This is a genomic window from Bacillus seohaeanensis, assembly GCF_042684945.1.
GTDB lineage: Bacteria > Bacillota > Bacilli > Bacillales > Bacillaceae_B > Rossellomorea > Rossellomorea seohaeanensis.
Genome location: NZ_JBHUMF010000011.1, coordinates 26,438 through 46,871, shown reverse-complemented (window position 1 = coordinate 46,871; position 20,434 = coordinate 26,438). Strand labels below are relative to the sequence as shown.

General features: G+C 37.9%; 15 protein-coding genes and 2 riboswitches. All 15 genes read right to left on the bottom strand.

Going from position 1 to position 20,434, the window contains the following annotated elements; translation table 11 throughout:
- Positions 1-392: 392 nt before the first annotated feature.
- The gene (gene ptsG / locus ACFSUL_RS04810; RefSeq protein WP_377933200.1) at positions 393-2,468 is read right to left on the bottom strand and encodes a glucose-specific PTS transporter subunit IIBC; all 2,076 of its coding nucleotides are present in this window, start codon (positions 2,466-2,468) and stop codon (positions 393-395) included.
- Between the two features lie 173 nt (positions 2,469-2,641).
- Positions 2,642-3,484: a glucose PTS transporter transcription antiterminator GlcT gene (gene glcT, locus ACFSUL_RS04805; protein ID WP_377933198.1), complete on the bottom strand. Its 843-nt coding sequence runs from the start codon at positions 3,482-3,484 to the stop codon at positions 2,642-2,644.
- Positions 3,485-3,741: 257 nt separating this feature from the next.
- Entirely contained in the window at positions 3,742-5,076 is a 1,335-nt protein-coding gene (locus ACFSUL_RS04800; RefSeq protein ID WP_377933196.1) for an NCS2 family permease, read from the bottom strand.
- 138 nt (positions 5,077-5,214) lie between these two features.
- Positions 5,215-5,316, bottom strand: a riboswitch (purine riboswitch).
- Between the two features lie 101 nt (positions 5,317-5,417).
- On the bottom strand, positions 5,418-6,971 hold the full coding sequence (gene guaA, locus ACFSUL_RS04795; protein WP_377933194.1) for a glutamine-hydrolyzing GMP synthase: 1,554 nt from the start codon (positions 6,969-6,971) through the stop codon (positions 5,418-5,420).
- 165 nt (positions 6,972-7,136) lie between these two features.
- Positions 7,137-7,238, bottom strand: a riboswitch (purine riboswitch).
- A 37-nt stretch (positions 7,239-7,275) separates the two neighbouring features.
- Complete coding sequence (locus ACFSUL_RS04790; protein WP_377933192.1) at positions 7,276-9,477, bottom strand: transglutaminase TgpA family protein; 2,202 nt, start codon at positions 9,475-9,477, stop codon at positions 7,276-7,278.
- Entirely contained in the window at positions 9,474-10,643 is a 1,170-nt protein-coding gene (locus ACFSUL_RS04785; RefSeq protein ID WP_377933190.1) for a DUF58 domain-containing protein, read from the bottom strand. Before ACFSUL_RS04785 ends, ACFSUL_RS04790 begins: the two co-directional genes overlap by 4 nt.
- 48 nt (positions 10,644-10,691) lie before the next feature.
- Positions 10,692-11,648: an AAA family ATPase gene (locus tag ACFSUL_RS04780; RefSeq protein ID WP_377933188.1), complete on the bottom strand. Its 957-nt coding sequence runs from the start codon at positions 11,646-11,648 to the stop codon at positions 10,692-10,694.
- A 475-nt stretch (positions 11,649-12,123) separates the two neighbouring features.
- Complete coding sequence (nadE, locus tag ACFSUL_RS04775; protein ID WP_071413752.1) at positions 12,124-12,951, bottom strand: ammonia-dependent NAD(+) synthetase; 828 nt, start codon at positions 12,949-12,951, stop codon at positions 12,124-12,126.
- A gap of 68 nt (positions 12,952-13,019) precedes the next feature.
- On the bottom strand, positions 13,020-14,495 hold the full coding sequence (locus ACFSUL_RS04770; protein ID WP_377933186.1) for a nicotinate phosphoribosyltransferase: 1,476 nt from the start codon (positions 14,493-14,495) through the stop codon (positions 13,020-13,022).
- Positions 14,496-14,609: 114 nt separating this feature from the next.
- A complete protein-coding gene (locus ACFSUL_RS04765; protein WP_071413753.1) occupies positions 14,610-15,257 on the bottom strand; it encodes a YIP1 family protein in 648 nt (215 codons plus the stop codon).
- 994 nt (positions 15,258-16,251) lie between these two features.
- Positions 16,252-16,941 carry a Tad domain-containing protein gene (locus ACFSUL_RS04760; protein WP_377933183.1) on the bottom strand — a complete coding sequence of 230 codons (690 nt, stop codon included), beginning with the start codon at positions 16,939-16,941 and terminating at the stop codon, positions 16,252-16,254.
- Complete coding sequence (locus tag ACFSUL_RS04755) at positions 16,925-17,338, bottom strand: TadE/TadG family type IV pilus assembly protein (RefSeq protein WP_377933181.1); 414 nt, start codon at positions 17,336-17,338, stop codon at positions 16,925-16,927. Before ACFSUL_RS04755 ends, ACFSUL_RS04760 begins: the two co-directional genes overlap by 17 nt.
- A 34-nt stretch (positions 17,339-17,372) precedes the next feature.
- Positions 17,373-18,059, bottom strand: a complete 687-nt coding sequence (locus ACFSUL_RS04750) for a hypothetical protein (protein WP_377933179.1) — start codon at positions 18,057-18,059, stop codon at positions 17,373-17,375.
- Between the two features lie 2 nt (positions 18,060-18,061).
- Positions 18,062-18,898: a hypothetical protein gene (locus ACFSUL_RS04745; RefSeq protein ID WP_377933177.1), complete on the bottom strand. Its 837-nt coding sequence runs from the start codon at positions 18,896-18,898 to the stop codon at positions 18,062-18,064.
- A gap of 109 nt (positions 18,899-19,007) precedes the next feature.
- The gene (locus ACFSUL_RS04740) at positions 19,008-20,426 is read right to left on the bottom strand and encodes a hypothetical protein (RefSeq protein WP_377933175.1); all 1,419 of its coding nucleotides are present in this window, start codon (positions 20,424-20,426) and stop codon (positions 19,008-19,010) included.
- Between the last annotated feature and the right edge of the window lie 8 nt (positions 20,427-20,434).

The following is a 20,434-nucleotide window of genomic DNA, read 5'->3' as shown; positions in this document are numbered from 1 at the left end:
TTAGCTCTTTTAAAATAAAACTTGAATTAACGTTGACGTTTTGCTTTGTTCAGTTTTCAAAGTTCAATGTGTTTGCCACTCGTTTTAAGCGACCTTAATATCTTATCAAGTATCTTTGTTCAAGTCAACACTTTTTTAAAACTTTTTTCAAAGTTTCGTATGTTGACCACCGCCTTTCGCGACGGTTTTATAAGTATAACAACCCACATCAAAATCGTCAACACTTTTTTTATCATTTTTTCATACTTAACACACAATAGTTCTATTACCTTTTTCTTTTCTACTATATTAAGGAATAATCACAAAAATAGCATTCCTTTATTATTGGAAGATCACTCCATGCACCTAAAAAAACACCAGCCGAATAAAAATCCAGCTGGTGCATTGTTTCATCAATCAATAGAAATAATATTCTCTTCTTTACTATTAACACTACCTGTTTTTTCAACCGTAACTTGCTGACCTTCTTTAAGGTTAGTAAATACAATTGGAGTGATAATAGAAGGAGCATTTTCTTTAATGTAAGCCAGATCCACCTTTAATAGTGGTTGTCCCGCTTCTACTTGATCGCCTTCTTTTACTAGCGCTTCAAAACCTTCACCTTCTAGTTTAACTGTATCAATACCTACATGGATTAAGATTTCACGTCCAGCTTTTGATTCAAGACCAAGTGCATGTTTAGTAGGGAATACATTAACGACTTTACCGTCTACCGGAGATACAATTGTTCCCTCTTCAGGCAGAATGGCAAATCCATCCCCCATCATTTTTCCAGAGAATACTTGATCCGGGACCTCTGTAATTTCTTTTATCTCCCCTTTTATTGGAGAAATGAATTTTTCATTTTTAAATTCATCTTCATTTTGAAGAGCATCAGGATTCACTTCTTCAATTTGTTGTTCTACTTCTTCATCAGCATTTGTTGCCACTTTACGTGGTGCCTTTCCACTAATGATATCTTGCATTTGTGATTTTATCGAATCAGATCTAGGTCCAAAAATCGCTTGGATATTGTCACCTACTTCAAGGACACCAGATGCTCCAAGTTTTTTCAGACGGTTTTTATCTACATTTTTCACATCATTAACGGATACACGAAGGCGAGTAATACACGCATCTAAGTGAGCAATGTTTTCTTGTCCACCCATCGCTTCTAAGATGTTGTACGGTAGTTCGCCTGCAGTTCCAGCTGGTTGATCATCTTCGTCATCCTCTACTTCTTCACGTCCAGGTGTAGCAAGGTTGAACTTACGAATTGCAAAACGGAAACCGAAGTAATAGATCACAGCTAAAACTAGTCCAACCGGAATAACTAACCACCAATTTGTTTGTGGGTTGATAACCCCAAAAAGGATATAGTCAATTAATCCTCCAGAGAACGTCATACCAATTTTTACGTCTAGAAGATGCATCGTCATGAAAGAAAGACCAGCAAAGACAGCGTGGATACCGAATAGAACTGGTGCCACGAACAAGAATGAGAACTCAAGCGGTTCTGTAATACCTGTTAGGAAAGATGTTAACGCCGCCGATCCCATAATACCAGCAACAAATTTCTTTCTTTCCGGACGAGCTTCATGGTAAATAGCAAGCGCCGCAGCCGGAAGACCAAACATCATGAACGGATATTTACCTGTCATAAATGTACCGGCAGTAAGGTCTTGTACACCATCCTGAATTTGTTTCATGAAAATCGCCTGATCTCCACGTACAATATCTCCTGCTGCAGAAGTATATTGGCCAAATTCGAACCAGAAAGGAGAATAGAAAATATGGTGTAATCCAAATGGAATTAACGACCTTTCTATAACACCAAAGACGAATGCAGCAAAGGTTCTATTTTCTCCAAGCATAAAGTTAGAGAAAGTATTTAAACCATTTTGTATTGTAGGCCAAATTAATAACATTATTAGCCCTAGAACGACAGCAGATGCTGCTGTTGCAATTGGAACAAATCTTTTTCCGGCAAAGAACCCTAAATAGGATGGAAGCTCAATGTTAAAGAATCTATTGTACATGTAAGCGGCTAAAATACCTACTATAATACCGCCAAACACACCAGATTGTAAGGTCGGAATCCCTAACACTAATGCATTCGCTGGATCCTTATCCGGACCAGTTACATCCGCAATGGTTAACCCTTCAACCGTTCCCATCGTTACATTCATAATCAAGAATCCGACAATCGCTGCTAAACCTGCAACACCGTCTCCTCCCGCTAAACCGATGGCAACACCAACAGCAAAGAGTAATGGAAGGTTATCAAATATTATTCCACCCGCTTTTTCCATTACACTTGCAACCATCTCTACTCCACCATTATCTAGGAATGGAGCTATATCCAATAATGTCGGATTTTGCAAAGCATTACCAAGTGCAAGCAATAAACCCGCTGCAGGCAAAATCGCCACAGGCAACATTAATGCTTTACCGACTTTTTGCAAAACACCAAAAGCCTTTTTAAACATAAAAGGTACCTCCTTATTATTTTTTTCTAATCAAGGTGTCCACAACAAACAAAAAAGGCATGAGGAAAGAAGATAATGAACGTATATGGATAGACTACCCCAATTAATACGTTTCAATTATCTTCTTCACTCATGCCTGATCGAATCAGTAACACGTTTATAAGATAAGTGCGTTATTTTATTTTTGTTTGTATGCGTTGAAGATGCATCGTTAAGTAAACTGCTTCAGCATCATATACTGGCTTCCATAACGTTTGCTGCATCACCTTGATTAGTTTCCATGAAAGATTATAGCATAGCGGATATTCTTCTTTCAACAGTTTTGCAATTTTATCTGGTTCCTCTACTTGTTCTCCCTTTAAAACCCTTTCAATTGTGTAACGAAGGTGACGAACAAGTCTCATATAATCAACACTATCTTTTTTCAGCTCTACTTCTAGTTGTTCTTCTATCATCTGCGTCAGTTTGGCTATTAGTTGGGAGTGTTGATTAACTTCAGACAAATCTTTATTTGTCATAGCACTGTGAATATGAAGTGCTATAAATCCAATTTCCCCTTCTGGTAGCTTGACATCTGCCTCAATATTAATCATATCGACAACTTCTCTTGCGATTTCATATTCAAAAGGATAAAGAGCTCTCGTTTCAATTAGGAAAGGATTACGAATCTCTAATCCCCTCATTAAACGATTAATCGCAAATAAAATATGGTCTGTAAGGGCAATATGAATATGCTCATTTAGGAAGGAATTTGTCCTCTCTCTAATCAGCTCTATTGCAGAAATGATTACACTTAATGTTTCATCATTTAAATGAGGAAGAAGCTTTTTATATTGTTCTTGCTCTTTCTCTCCCTTTAACACGAACATTTTTTCTGCGATATCATTTTGAAGCGCTTCTCCTTTTGTACGGTTAAACCCAATTCCTTTGCCGATTAAAACGACTTCATCATAGCTATCATGCACCGCAATTACTACATTGTTATTTAGTACTTTTTTCACTATTAAAGTTGCCATACCATTTACTCCCTATAATCCCCAATTTCGAAGCGTTATCCCTTGATTTTAACGAAAGAAAGCGATTTTTTCAATTTATTTATAGGAATTCTAATTAATAAGCTTTTTTCCTCACACATTATTAGAAAGAGCGTGACCGGGGTTCATACAAGAAATTTATTTAACGAATCGTCCTCTTAATCCCTTATTCAAAGCAGAAAAAAGGCTGGTTTTCGCAGTTGGAACCCCGCGAAAACCAGCCTTTAGTAGAAAAGTTATTATATTAAGAAAATAAAGTAACAAACAAAGATTACAAAAAGGAAATACATAATTGGGTGAATTTCTTTTACGCGACCTTTCATTATCATCGTAATTGGATAAAAAATGAACCCGATCGCAATCCCCGTTGCAATACTGTACGTCAACGGCATCGTCACAATGGTTAAAAATGCCGGAACCGCAATTTCAAACTTCGCCCATTCAATCTTTCCAAGAGAAGAAACCATTAATGCCCCGACAATGATAAGTGCTGGTGCTGTTACCGGAGCTGTAATCACTTCTAGTAATGGGAAAAACAAAAGAGATAACAAGAAGAATCCTGCTGTAACAACAGAGGCAAATCCGGAACGAGCTCCAGCTGCAACACCTGCTGTAGATTCAACGTAAGATGTTGTTGTAGATGTTCCTAGTACCGCTCCTACTACCGTTGCTGCAGAATCTGCAAATAACGCTTTTCCCGCGCGCGGAAGTTTATTCTCTTTCATTAGGCCCGCTTGATTGGCAACCGCTACAAGCGTTCCCGCTGTATCAAAGAAATCCACGAATAAGAATGTTAAAATAACAACAAGCATTTGTACTGTGAAAATGTCAGAAGGGCTATTTAATAGCGGAGAAAGCGCCGCTCCAAATGTTGGTTCTAAACTAGGCACCGCATCAACTACCTGCGTTGGGACATTAACTAGCGAAAAGATCATCCCAACTACTGCCGTTACTACCATTCCGATAAAGATACCGCCCTTAACACCTTTTGTCATCAAAATTACTGTTATAAAAATCCCAAAGATAGCTAATAAAACATTTCCGTCCGTTAAATCTCCTAAACCTACTAGTGTAGCATCGTTATTAACAATGATTCCTGCATTTTGAAAACCTACAAAAGTAATAAATAAACCAATACCAGCTCCAACCGCGAACTTCAATTCAGCGGGAATCGCATTAATTATCTTTTCGCGAAGACCAGTAACTGTTAGTAAAATAAAAATAAGTCCTGACATCAAAACCCCTGTTAACGCTGTTTGCCAAGGGATTCCCATTGTTAAAATAACCGTATAGGCAAAGAATGCATTTAATCCCATACCAGGTGCCAACCCAATTGGATACTTTGCAATTAAGCCCATAATGAGGGAACCTAACGCAGCAGCTAGTGCAGTGGCAACAAATACCGCTCCATAATCCATACGCATGCTATCCGGAAGATCTGGTACAGACTGCAAGGAAAGCGTAATAGGGTTCACAACCAAAATATAAGCCATTGATAAGAATGTTGTTAATCCACCGATGAATTCACGGCGATAATTCGTTCCTAGTTGTTCAAACTGAAAGAAGTTCTTCATTTCTCCTTTTCCCTCCATTAATATAATCACAGTTTCTTAAACCATTTCTCCTGGCAAAATAAAAACGCTCTGAACTGCCGAAGTTCAGAGCGTTGACTATTAGGTAAGGGAAAAGACCATAAAAAAGAAAAAGAGAGGTCTATACACCCATTATCTCGTAGTCAAGCCATTTACGGCAGCTTGGTAGAAACTATCGGGCCATATTCCCGAAATTATACGACGTAATGTGAAAATAGTATCTATTAATAATTACAGTACTATTTTATCAGTATATAGAACCATCGTCAACAGAAAACACGAACATTATTTATTTACATCTAACAAATCGTTCGTTTCTGTAGTTATTCCCATTCAATTGTTGCTGGTGGCTTACTCGTAACATCATACACAACACGATTGATGTGGTCGACTTCATTTACAATCCGAGTCGAAATTTTCTCTAGTACATCCCATGGGATTCTTGCCCAGTCAGATGTCATTCCATCTATGGAAGTAACAGCACGGATACCAATTGTATAATCATATGTGCGAGCATCTCCCATCACTCCTACACTGCGGATATCAGGAAGTACCGTGAAGTATTGCCAAATGTCACGTTCTAAACCTGCATTTTTTACCTCTTCACGTAAAATGGCATCTGATTCACGTACAATTTCTAGTTTTTCTTCCGAGATTTCACCAAGCACGCGGATACCAAGTCCTGGTCCTGGGAAAGGTTGACGCCAAACAATATCGTCAGGAATGCCAAGCTCGGATCCTAACGCTCTTACTTCATCTTTAAATAAAGTATTAAGTGGCTCAATTAACTTAAATTGCATATCTTCTGGTAGGCCACCAACATTATGATGGGACTTAATTGTTTGTGCAGTAGCCGTCCCACTTTCAATAATATCCGTATAAAGTGTACCTTGAGCTAGGTAATCGATACCTTTTAGTTTTGTCGCTTCATCGTCAAAGACGTAAATAAATTCGTTACCGATAATTTTACGCTTTTGTTCAGGATCGGAAACACCTTTTAACTTATCCAAGAAACGATCCTTAGCATCCACTTTAATAACGTTCATATTGAAACCTTCAGCGAAAGTTTTCATTACACTGTCTGCTTCACCTTTACGTAGAAGTCCATGGTCAACAAAAATACATGTCAACTGATCTCCTATTGCTTTATGAATAAGAACAGCTACAACAGAAGAATCCACTCCACCACTTAATGCACAAAGAACTTGTTTATCTCCAACAGTTTTACGGATTTTCTCCATTTCTATTTCAACGAAGTTCTCCATCGACCAGTCACCTTTACAGCCGCAAACATCAAAGACAAAGTTCTTAAGCATTTCATTTCCATATACAGAATGGCGGACTTCTGGATGGAATTGAACAGCGTATAGACCTTTTTCTTCGTTACTCATTGATGCAATTGGACAAGAAGGATTTGTGGCATTGACGTCGAACCCTTCTGGCGCTTCCATTACTAAGTCGCCATGGCTCATCCACACTACTTGCTCTTCTGGCAAACCACCAAATAACTTAGAAGTCTTATCGATATTAATAGCCGCTTTTCCATATTCGCGATGCTTAGCACGCTCTACTTTGCCACCGAAGTGCATTGTCATTAGCTGCATCCCATAGCAAATACCAAATATCGGAACATCTAAATCGAAGATACGCTCATCACAACGGAACGCATCATCACCATAAACACTATTTGGTCCCCCAGAAAAAATAATTCCGGCAGGGTTTATTTCTTGAATCTCTTCCAATGTGATTGTATGGGGATGAAGTTCACTATACACACCAAATTCACGAATTCTTCTTGTAATTAATTGATTGTATTGACTTCCAAAGTCCAGCACAAGGATCATTTCCTGATTGTGCAGTTCTTGTTTTCCAGTCATTCTCGGTCACCTCATTGGTCATATTTTTTACCTATTATTAGCATCCTATAGAGAACCTATAAACAGCAGTATTCCCTTCTTCGGTCCATAAATAATAAAAAAAGCTAGAATCCGCCTATAAAAAAGGCAGGATTCTAGCTTTTTAAAACATAAATAATGTCATAGAAGTAGAAACGCTGCCTTCATAGTCAGGTCATTTATGGTGACCCGGTAGAGACTTTCGAACCGTATTATCGAGGATATACGAAGGATGCTAACGAACTCTATTAAGTTGACATTATTTTAAACTTTGTTTACTTGTGGGTCAACCAGTTGTCTTTTTAATTAAATTTTCCCACAATTCCCTCATCTTCTCCCAGTCTTCTTCTGAAAGTTTTTGACCGTACAAAATGCTTTCATAATTTCTTGTTAGTCTAGTCATTTCACTGGTTCCGAAGAACGAATCGATATACCTAGCGTACGCTCGTAATGTTTGCCCATCTTCTATTTTCAATCCATATCTTTCTAGTTGTTTCACTAACGAAATGTAAGCACTAGAGAAAATACGCTCCTCATTTTTCTTGCGATAATAAAAGATGAGAAAGTATGGCAACCAACGCCTACGTATTCCATAAAGCACTGCTACTAAAGCGAGAAGCAAAGCGAAACCAACTAGCACCTTCCCCCAATTTTTCTTAAAAAATACTTTTGTATCTCCCCAGAACTGCTCGAAGGAAAACTCCTCCTCACTTGAAGTAGCCACATCCTCCTCAGGCTGAAATGTTTTTTTTGGTTCTTCCTGCTCCGATACTTCTGAAACCTGCGTTTCTTCTGTCTCTGGCAGTTCAAAATCATAGTCATAAATAACATTATTACTAAAACCTACAGTCGGCTCAAATGGTACCCAACCAACTTCCGGGAAAAATACCTCTACCCATGAGTGGGCATTATTATTAGACACCTCATACAGCATTGTATCGCTATCAATTTGACTGCTATATTCTCCCTCTGAGTATCCTTTCACCCAACGTGCAGGAATTCCTAAAGACCTCATCATTACAACCATCGAAGTAGAAAAATTATCACAATAACCTCTTTGTGTTTCAAAAAGGAATTGATCAACATAATCCTGACCTTTCTCCGGTACAGGGACATCAAACTGATCGTACATAAATCCTTCTTGTGCAAAATATTGCTCTACCGCTTTTGCCTTGTCATACCAGTTTTCCTTACCTTCCGTTATTTCCGCCGCAAGAACTTTTACTCTTTCTGGAAGAGCCTCCGGCAGTTGCGTGTAACGATCTAAATACGGATCCAACTGAGATAAATCAACAGTATCATTCGCCGCTGTCATTGCCTTCTGGGAATATACCTGTTTTCGGTACGTTATACTATACTCATCCAATTCCACTTCTTCTTGATTCCGATAACTCTTGATTTTTTCATTATTATTGCTAAGCATAAAGTAGCCATCTTCGTTTCCAGTAACCGTCTCTACACCATAGGGATAGACCACATGATTATACGGCTGTTCAATAAGAATTCTTTCTTCTGTCGCTTCTCTTTCCGACTCTTGCAAGTTTAGCATTAATGGCACTGGCTCCCCAGATTGGAACCTCATCAACGATTGATCCTCTGTAAGCGACTGTTCCCAACCTTTCCCTGTATACACATCCTTTGTTTCAATTCTCCAATAATGTTCACTCTCAATTTCAGCCTTAAATACGACAGTGGGGTCACCGATAAAAGGACCTCCAAGCTCGGAGTCATCTGTACCATACCCTATTTTACTAACACTGCCTCCTGCCCCTTCCGCATAGGACTTAAAATATGGAACAGGGTCTGGCCAAAGCGGATCTGCTTTCGGTGCTACAAATGCAAAAAAAGAACTGGCCCCGACCATTACTACTAGCGGGATAATCCAACGCTGCTTATTCGTTTTTGTCGGAAGAATTCTTTCTTTCATAACAATCCGTTCAAAGGCAAGCAAACCAAGTAGTAAAAAACCAAAAATAACAACCCGAATAATTGCTTGATCGCCATCGTAATTTGAGAAAGAATCCAACACACTAATATAAGCAATTGTCATGATATAGAAAAGTAGAATCGTTTTCTTCACGCTTAACCAGTAATATAAGAGATAGGTCATAAGCCAAAGCAAGACGAAAAACAAAAGACTTCGATACATAAAGGACAGACTTGACCATTCCCTACCTAAAGTTAATTCTAAATTGTAGGTGAGATCTTTTAAAAAAGGACCAATCCATAGTAGGCTAAAAAAAGAGCCTTCGAAGTAGAGTGATTGTAGTGAAAAAAGAATAAATACTACTTTAATAGATCCCGAAATAAAAGGTTTTACTCTAAAATAAGATAGAATCATTGCTAGTGCTATAAAAACAAGAAAATAGTGCAGGCTACTAGTATCCGTGACTACTTGTAATGGCCTTAACCATTCCCATAGTAAAAGGAAGCCTAATACATACAAAATGATCGTTTGTATTCTATGTGTCGGAGTATTTTCTATCACGCTCGCTTCACCTCCGTAAAGGCCGACCCAAACTCTCCTTCAAAACAAGGTCTTACCCATATTCCTCTTGCAGCGGCATACGCCTTAAGCGATTTCTCTTCTTGTGTAAAGCTTGCCCCTTTTGCTTTTATAAGAAAAATAACAACGGCGCTGTTTCGCTTTGCATAATTACTGATGCTCATAACCATCCGTTTCGAAAGCGTGGCGGTAATAAATATTACAGTCGCTGATTGTTGATAATTTATCCCTTCTCCTTGAAGTACTTTTCCTAATGCAAAGGGACTATCTGCACGCACTTTTGCAAGGTGGTAATACAGATGCCGCTGATGCTCCTCTCCGCCTCTAATTGGAAAGGAAACATGATCCTCCCCAATAGATATGAGCCCTACTTGCGCGCCTTTTTTTATAATAGAACGGATAACAGATGCAGTGAACGTGACCATCGGTTCGAAGGTAGCAGATGTTTCTCGGTCTAAAACAAGAAGGACATCATGAGACTGCCTTTCTTCAAATTCTTTCGTCATTAAACTATTTGTGCGGGCAAACGATTTCCAATGTATCCAAGAAAAGCGATCTCCTGGTTGGTATTCCCTTACACCTGTTGCCATCGTCGTATCCTTTTGAATTTTTACAGTAGAAGAAGTTAGACCTTGATCATAGCGATTCTCTAATGGGCGATAAGCAACATCAACAAATGACGGATACACTAATAATTGATTTTCGCATGTAACGGTCGCACTTTTTTCAAAAACACCGAAAAAGTCCCCCATACGAAATCGAACGGCTGAAAAAATATGTTCTCCTCTCGGAAGCTCCTTAATAGAATAGGTCAGTTTAATCTGCTTCCTAAACCCTGGATAAACCATCGCTTTCGCTTTTTGGAGAGTTGTATGATGAAAAACAGACTCTGTCACAACATCTTCCAATACCATGTAAAATATTGGAATAGGTATTTTTCTATTCATGGTGATTGTGACTTTCAGTTCGTCTCCCGCTTTAAAATCTACTGCTTCAAATGCCCTTTCCACCACTATATCGGACATAGGATATAGGAATACAGCTAAAGAGTAAAGAGCGAACGGAAGGAAGCTGTAGAATAAAAACCAACTTAGAAAACCACCTTGAAACATAGCAAAACAGAAGGTTACCCCTATTAACAATAGCAATAAGAGAAACTTCCCTATTTGAAAAAACAGCTGTAATTTATCCTTCATTTATTTCACAAGCCTTTGAACAGGAACTGGAATTCTAGCAATAACACGATCTATCACTTCTTCTGTTGTAATCCCTTCATATTTTGCTTCCGACTTAAGAATTATTCGATGAGCAAAAATGAATGGTGCTAGATACTGAACGTCATCTGGAATAATAAAGTCCCTTCCCTGTATGTACGCATAAGCTTGACAAGCTTTCATTAAAGCAATGGAACCACGAGGACTTACACCTAAATAAACATTCGTATGAATTCTCGTTTTATTAGCAATATCGACAATATATTTTTTTATCGTATCGTCTACAAAAACTTCTTTCACTTCCTGTTGTATAGTTTTTAATTCTTCGATAGTGATAGCCGGCTGCAAGTTTTCAATCGGCGGAGTCTTTTGGGCACGTTGTAATACTTCCATCTCTTCATAAGGCTCAGGGTAACCCATTTTTATTTTCAACAAGAAGCGATCAAGTTGCGCCTCAGGAAGCGGATAGGTCCCTTCATATTCTATGGGATTTTGAGTAGCCATAACGAAGAAAGGTCGTTCTAATTTTCTCGTTACCCCATCAATCGTAATACTGCTTTCTTCCATCCCTTCTAGTAGTGCTGATTGTGTTTTAGGAGAAGTTCGATTAATTTCATCCGCTAAAATAATGTTTCCCATAATCGGACCCGGACGGAAAACGAATTCCATCTCTTTCGGATTGTAAATCGATACACCAATAACATCCGACGGAAGCAAGTCAGGTGTAAACTGAATTCGCTTGAAGCTAGCACCAATTGACTTTGCAAGTGCCTTTACCATCATTGTCTTCCCTACACCTGGCACATCTTCTAATAAAACATGCCCCCCTGCCAAGAGAGCGATGATACTAAGCTCTGCCGACTTACGCTTTCCTATCATTACTTTATCTATATTCTCAAGTACCTCTTGTAACTTCGAATTCTTTAATTCACTAGTCATTTTCACCCTCCTAGAATCTTGGTGTTAGAAGAGAAACAGGAAAGTCTCCCTATCTATCTTTTCTATTTATTTTGATGTGAACGGGAACAATCGATTTGCACCAACCTCATACCCTGTAATATTTCTAATCAACTACTAATACTTTCGTTTTATATCGCTAAAATACCTTTAAGAATCCCAAAAAATTAATAGAATAATTAGGAATTTTGTCTTTTATGAACGATTGCTCCTTTCTTTCTAAAGATACTAAATCTGTTAAAGATAGAATTGGTCTGGACAGGAAGATAATGTGATTCGGGATGATTAGAAGTCAGTCCGGATGGAAAGAAAAGTGATCCAACAGGAGTAGGAAATGGTCTAAAATTAAGATAATCAATCCAAGTTTTAAACACTCCATCCTAGTACAACTAGTTAATCTCGGAGTTTGGAAAAATAAAAAGCCAGCCTCTTTACTATAGAGGGCCGGCTGCTTCATTCATTTCCAAAAATCATCATAGACAGTGATTGGTAAATGACGTTTATGTTGTGATTTTAAATAAAGACTTTCAATCGTTTTCTTTGATTCAGATGAGACGTCTTTTCCTTCTAAATAATCATCAATTTCATCATAACTAACTCCGAGTGCTACTTCATCAGGAAGCTGTGGACGATCTTCTTCTAGGTCCGCTGTTGGGATTTTATTATATAAGTGCTCTGGGGCACCAAGCTCTTTTAGAAGCATTTTCCCTTGCCGTTTATTTAAGCGGAAAAGTGGTACAAGATCTGCTGCGCCATCACCGTGTTTCGTATAAAAACCTGTTAATGCCTCTGCCGAATGATCCGTTCCGAGTACAACACCGTTTCGCATTGCCGCTACACTGTACTGCACTTTCATTCGTTCACGTGCTTTTTCATTCCCCTTCACAAAATCAGTTAGCTCAATACCATTTTGCTTCAATGTATCTACACTAGCATCCACCGCGGGTTGAATATTGATTGTAAGGGAAACAGAAGGCTGAATAAACTCTACAGCGTCAATCGCATCTTGTGCATCCCCTTGTTTACCATAGGGGAGTCGAATTGCATAAAAAGCATAATCATTGGACCCTGTTTCCTCATTTAATTCATTCACAGCCATTTGTCCAAGCTTACCAGCTAATGTGGAGTCCTGTCCGCCAGAAATACCAAGTACAAAGCTTTTTAGAAACGAATGTTTTTTTAAGTACGCTTTCAAAAAGTCTACACTGCGGCGAATCTCTTCCTTAGGGTCAATAGTTGGTTTTACAAGCAACTCATCTACTATTTGTTTTTGCAAAGCATCCATCATTTCACACTCCATGTTAGAATTTATTACATAACATTATAGCGATTCTTTCACAATACAACCAATATTTATGCTTGCTTCTGGTTAAACCGGTCCTTCACTTCTTCCTTCACTTGCTTAATAAGTTCCACCTTATTTGTCCAACATTCATCACTTAAGTCAACTGGGTATTCTTCCGGGTTCAACGACCGCTTATATTCATCCCATAATAACTGAAGATTTTCATCCACGAATTTCCGGATATTAACTAAATCAGGTATCTTATAGACAAGCTCTCCATTTGAGTAGATTTCTTCATGCAGTTCTCTCGCCTCAAAGTTAGTGACAAACTTACTAATATAGGTATGCACAGGATGGAACATTTTCAATCTTTGTTCTGATTGCGGATCTTCATGCTCTAGTGCAATATAGTCTCCCTCTGATTTATGATTAATGGTATTAACTATTCTATACACTCTTTTCTTACCAGGAGTGGAGACCTTTTCCGCATTGCTTGAAATTTTGATTGTATCAATCATTTCTCCATTTTCACCTTCGATAGAGACTAGTTTATATACTGCACCTAATGCTGGTTGGTCATAGGCAGTTATCAACTTTGTCCCTATTCCCCATATATCAATTTCGGCTCCTTGGGCCTTTAAGTTAAGAATCGTATACTCATCCAAATCGTTAGACGCAATTATTTTCGTATCTGTAAAGCCTGCCTCATCGAGCATCTTCCGTGCCTCTTTGGATAAATACGCGATATCACCACTATCAAGACGGATCCCTGTAAAATTAATCTTATCTCCAAGCTCTTTTGCTACTTTAATTGCGGTAGGAACGCCAGACTTTAGCGTATCGTACGTATCCACAAGGAAAACACAATCCTTATGACTTTCTGCATATTTATGAAAAGCTTTATACTCATCTCGATAGGCTTGTACCATTGCATGAGAATGAGTACCTGCAACAGGAATACCGAATATCTTTCCTGCACGGACGTTGCTTGTTGCATCAAATCCCCCGATATAAGCAGACCTCGTCCCCCAAACAGCGGCATCCAGTTCTTGAGCACGTCTTGATCCAAACTCCATTACCACACCATCTTCTACCACATGCTTAATACGATTTGCTTTCGTCGCAATTAATGTTTGGTAATTCACAATGTTTAGTAAAGCCGTTTCTAAAATCTGTGCTTGTGCCAATGGTGCTTCCACCCGAACCATCGGCATATTTCCAAATGCCAACTCTCCCTCTTTCATTGAACGAACCGTACCAGTAAAACGCATATCCTTTAAAAAGTGAAGAAACTCTTCTTCATATCCAACTTCTTCTCGCAAGTATTCAATATCACTTTCCGAAAAACCGAAACCCTCAAGATACTGAATAATCCGCTCCAGCCCTGCAAAAACAGCATACCCATTCCCAAATGGTAACTTCCGAAAGAACAAATCAAACACCGCATTACGATTATGAACACCATCATCCCAATACGCTTTCGCCATATTTATTTGATACAAATCTGTATGTAACGCCAAACTATCATCTGCATATCTTCTCACAACACTCGCTCCTTTTAACTATCCAACAGTCGTTTCTAGATGATTTACTTCTTATTTTAACCAATTGTGGGGGAAATTCCGAATTTAAAGTGGGGAACGCAGGGGCCCTGCCCGTTAATGCAGGATAACTATAGTAAAAACCATCAAAAAGAAAATAGTAAACCCAGGAATAAATACCGTTCCAACGCTTTTCCAAGCGGAGAACTGATGAGCTTCCGCAATTGCTTTTACCAAGATAACCACATACCAAATTGAAAACACTAATTCTACAATTGCAGAAAAAATGACTACTATTCCTTCAAATGGCGTAATGGCTGAAGGGATTGCTGAAAAAGCACCCTCTCCTAAAATTTGAAGGTCTGGAATCCACAAAATCAAAGATAGAACTATCGGGATAAATGCCCACGCAGATGCAGTCATTATTTCTTTAAGTGTTCCTGTTCCTTTAAATAACTTGCCAATAGACCAATACAGAAGAGAAGACAAGCTCCAAACGACCAACCCTAGAATGGCTCCTATAAAAATACCAGTAAGCACAATGACTACGATGGATGTAGAAACTTTATCAACCATGTTTGCATTAGAGGCAATATCCAATACATTTGAAATTCCCGCCAGACACACTAACAGAAATACCCAACCAAATTTACTGTTTTCCATCATAAAACGAATTGTTTTCCTAGGCTGAACCCAAATGGTAAGCCATGGATTTATCTCTTCTGAAGCCTCCGTATGCTCACCTTTTTCTGTTACAATAGACATTGGAATCCCTCTCTTTAGCAATCGTTTGTTGGGAACTTTCCCCTTAAAATGTGAAAGCAACTGTACACATGCTACTTCTTTATCTCTTTTATAAAAGACCTCTAGTCAAGATTACTACAGAATTAACACTTTTCCACCTATTGTAATATATTTCCGCTCCATTTTAAAATAAGTTTGAACAAACGTTTGATTGAACTTTATTGTACTTTTTCTAAATGCTTGCATTTTGTTGATACTCTCCTATAAATAGTAAACAGGATTATATAAATGTAGAAGGATAATTCTAGTAGGGTTTCATACAAGAGCTGACTATCAATATTTAAAACTAGATGTATATTATTTTAGAGGATTGACCATAATGATAACGTATTCCCCCATTCAAAAGCCCCCGCTTAAATAAAGCGAGGGCTATTTTTTCGCTGCAATAAGCAGATTAAAGGAATAAATTAGTCGTTAGAGACTATCAAAGACCTGGATTGGTATAGTGAGTATCTTTACACCCTTTTTATTGAGCCTTCCTTCTCCGATATTAAGCCTTTCCTCAAAATTCCCCCATATAAAAGAAAGCCTGAGTTTCCTCAAGCTTTCGTACCCTCTCTCACCTGAATTTGATTTAAATGATTTTTCCGCATATAAGGAAGTGCAACTCCCACGGCAATCGCAGTTATTGGGAACCCTCCATCTGCTCCGATCCATTCTAAAACAGATACAGGAACAAAAATAACATAGAAAAAAAATCATCAAAATTAAATAAAACCTTCTCCAGCGCTTTTCCTTCTTCGACATACTATCCCTCCATATATAATGTTGGTGCAATTTTTGTTAAAGCTGGACAGCACTGTCTTTACTTTTTGGACAAACCTCCCCCCCCCCCAAAAAAACAAGCACAAGACTACTAGATACGATGTAAACAAACGTTTGAACAAATCCTAGAAATATTGCTAAATCAACGTTCTTTCTATTAAACAAACGTTTGATTAAACTATCAGAGAATTTAACTTTCCAACGACTCCACCCCTACATCAAAAAAGGGAATATGCTCCAGAAAGTCCATTTTAGGGCCACCCGATTGCTGAAATAACTCATCAGAAAAGTTATCAAAAAATCCTTTGTAACTCGTACCTTCTACTGTATTAGAAGCTTTTATATATACTTGCCCATTCTCTATTTCAAGTGTTGCACCTTCTAGATTACCGCCATTTTCTACTATTGTTTGTCTGGCTTTATTCTTCATTTTTTTTACGATATCGTGTTCTATTTCATCTTCAAGCTTTTCAGCCAGCTCTTTTTTTCCAAACCCATGCTCTAGTTCTTCTATAAGTACCATATCCAATGCCTCAATGGATATTTCGTTTGCTGAATAATCGTTATAGTCAGGATCGCTATTTAAATCAATTATTTTTTCATCTACCTTTTCACCGATCGTTTCTGGATAGGAATCTAGTTTACCGATAAGCCACGTCTCATATTCCGCAATTACACCCTCCAGTTCTTCATACATTACCGCTGTAGCAGCTATACTCGCCTGTTGAGTTGTAGAGTCTGCCTGTTCCTTTACGGCAAATACTTTTGAAAGATTCAACACAAAAACAAATAAAATCATCATTACAGCTAATATTCCAATAACAAAGAGAGCAATATTCCCACGTTCATTTTGAAGAGTCTCTTTAACCTTCAATTTCATTTTTAATCACCTTACCGCTAGCAGTTGAAGAGAAGGAGTAAGAAGGAGCTTGATTATTGGCAAACAATTTCTCTGGTAAAAAGACAAAATCTATATTGACATTAACGGTTGCTGTAAAGTCTTTCGCATTCATACCTGATGCTCCTTGAAATGTCAGATAAGACCCACCAGCTGATACAATCTTAGATGCAGCAGCTTCTGCTTCGCTGCTATTTTCTGTTACAGAGTAAACCTTAGCAGCTTCATTTGCTGCCGACTGCGCCACTATTACAGCCTGCACACTGACAATTAGCTGCCACATAATCATTAGGACAATGAACACTAAAGGCAAAATACCAAGAAACTCTATTGTCGATGAGCCTTCTTCATTTTTTATTTTTTTTATAATATTTAGCATTTCATTCACCTCTCCCCATGGGCTTAAGTCCTCTCTAAGAAAGTTGGTATTTTTTCTTCCAATCAATATAAAAGTATGTAACCCATATTGCTAGAAAAGGAAAGATTAATAGATTCAACAGCATCTGGACTGTTATTTGGGCCAACAACGACGATGTTACCGTATGAATAAGAAACATGCTTACCCAACCGATAATAATTTCAGTCAAGCTAATAATTAAAATAACAAAGAATAATGGAAAAAACTTTTTCTTCGCAAAGAAAATAGATGTCTTCATTGATTTCCAAACCGACTTTTCTTCTAGGATTGCTTCATATGGAGCAACAAACATAAACAGTAAGAAAATTAGCCCAGGTACAATAAAAAGGAGTACCCCTAAAGATGTTACGAACGAAAAACATACACCAAAAACAAATAACGAGAATGCATTCGTGATAAAAACATAATAAATATCTTTATACTCGATTTCCCCCGAATTCTCGTATGACTTTACAAACTGCACAAATGGGATTTGCGCGATAACGAGAAAAATAAACGTTAAAAAGATATAGTAAAAATCTGCTAGTGATGATGTAAAATCATTAAATACAAAAAGGTAAACAATATTGATAATGAACCAATCGATTAACAGCAAAGGAAGAAGAATAGTGAGAGAGAGTAATAATACCCCCTCAAACTTTCCTGTATAAATTCTCATTGCTTCTTTCCATGAATTAATCATTGCTAACTCCCCTGAACAGATGGATTTCTAACTCTTCTCTTAATAAAATCTTCGTTTAATGCTTTAAAAAAGGCCTTTTCAAACCACTCAATTTGTTTTAGAACTAGTTGCTCATATGATAGAGCCTTCATTTCTTCTACTTTTCCAAACTTTCTTAAAGAATTATCTAAGGTTAAAACAGATTGATCGTTTACAATAACATCTGTCTTTTCATACTCCTCTTTGTATGTTGGATTTTTATGTAAGTCTTTTTCCTTCATAAACCTAAATAGTTTTTTAGCGGGTTCTAATATTTTCTTTTGCTCTAATGTTTGATTAAATAGAATGGCTTGTGATTCACCGTGAATTCTCCTTATTCTTTCTAGCTGTTCATTAGTAAAGGCTTTTTCTGATTTAATAGTCTTGCAAATCTGTTGAAATTCCTGATATCTCTCTCTTACTTCTCTTAAAGAATTGTCAATAAAGACAATGGACTCAAGAATTTTATCTATTTCATTTTGAACATCGGAAAACACGATAGGATCTAATTCCGTTAAAAGATCTCTATAATCAAAGTAACTTTTCGTTAAATCTTGCGAAGCATAGTCGTTCAATTTTGATAATTTATTTTTGAGGTATTCCTCCATCAAAATAAATTTATAAAACACAGATTTCACTTCTTGATAAGAAAGGTCATATGGAGTATAAACATAACTCCCGTATAACTTTGACGTCAGTCTATAAAAATGGGCCATTCGATAAGTTGTATCTTCCGTTCTATATTCATATGGAAAAATATCGATTCTTTCTGCGAATTTTTTATGTTTTTGAGCTATCTTTGAAATTTCTTCTGTGCTCATTATTTACCCTCCATTGTATAACTAGTCCCAAGGAATCGCGTTTCACTTTACGTTTATGTAATACGCTTTTTAAATACTCTTACTACCTAGGATAAGATGGCTCTCTCCCTTATGAGAACCATCCTTTTACTGTTTTCCAACCTTTCTTCGCTTTGTCCGCTATTCCTTTTCCTAACTTTTTAACCGTTTTAACAGGATGTTTGACAGCATTTTTTATTGTTCCCCAATGTTTTACTACTGTTCCACCAAGCCATAAAGCAGCTCCACCTGCAATCAATGCTCCACCAACTACTTGGCCCCCTGGGAAAGCCGCAACCCCTGTCCCAACATTCATAAGTAAACTTCCTGTGCTTTGGCCTAAATCTGCTCCAGCAGCAACTCTTTCTTTTCCAGTATCCGCATTAAAAAGTTTTACTGTATTTTGAAAAGTATCTACCGCAGAAAAACCTGCCCCAACAGTTGCCCCGATGACATTTAATTTTCCTAACGGAGCCATTGACTTAAATGCGTTGTAAGTATTAGATCCAAGTTGTGCGGTGGAAGTAGCAATGGTTGATAATTTGATATTTTTAACCCCATCTAGTAGAAGTTGAGGATTTGACAAATACGGAGATACTCCATTTCTTAATAAAACAGATGTATCTCGTAGGTTCCGCATGTTATTTCTAAAGTCTTTAACATTTTTCCCTACATCTAAGGAATCTGCCCCTAACTCTAACATGGCAATATCTTTAGAAGAAAATTTAAACGTTGATTCTAACATTTTCAAATAAAATGTTTTTGATTTCGTATTCCATGTCCCTAAATCACTTAGGTCAATATTACTCTGACCGAGTGTTTGAAGCCCCGCTATCCCAAGGTCATTCACTGCAAATTTCATCCAATCATACCCTGAATAAATTGGATCATCGGCAGTTGGGCTATCCGACGGTGACACTTCTGTTAATTTATAGTTCGATCCATAACCAAGAAATGGCTGACCATTCGTTCCATATCCTAAAAAGGGATATCCATTTGTGCCAAGGCCCGTGAATGGATTACCATTTGTTCCATTGCCGGAAAACGGACTACCATTTATGGCATCACCCGTAAAAGCCTCCCCATTTGTACCGTTCCCGGAAAAAGGGTTACCACTTGTTCCATCACCAGTAAATGGACTGCCATTTGTTCCGTTACCAGTAAATCCATTCGGACTCCAGCCATTATTTAGCCAAGGATCCAAATACCATGGTGTACTAGACCAATCGTATCCATTCCAACCTTCTCCTGTTGTACCATTTCCATCAGTACCCTTTCCATCCCAATCATTCCCTTCGGTATTGGAACCTTCCCATGGATTGCCCTCCCATGAGTCCCCTTCCCATTTGAGATCCGCTCCATCCCATGGGTCTCCAGTCCATGGGTTCCCTTCCCATGACTTCCCTTCCCACGGTTGAATAGCCGCGAACGCTGGAATCGAGAATGATTGGAAAAGAATGATAAATAAGGCAGCCATTACAAAAACTTTTTTCAGTAGTTTTTCCGTCATCGCTCTTT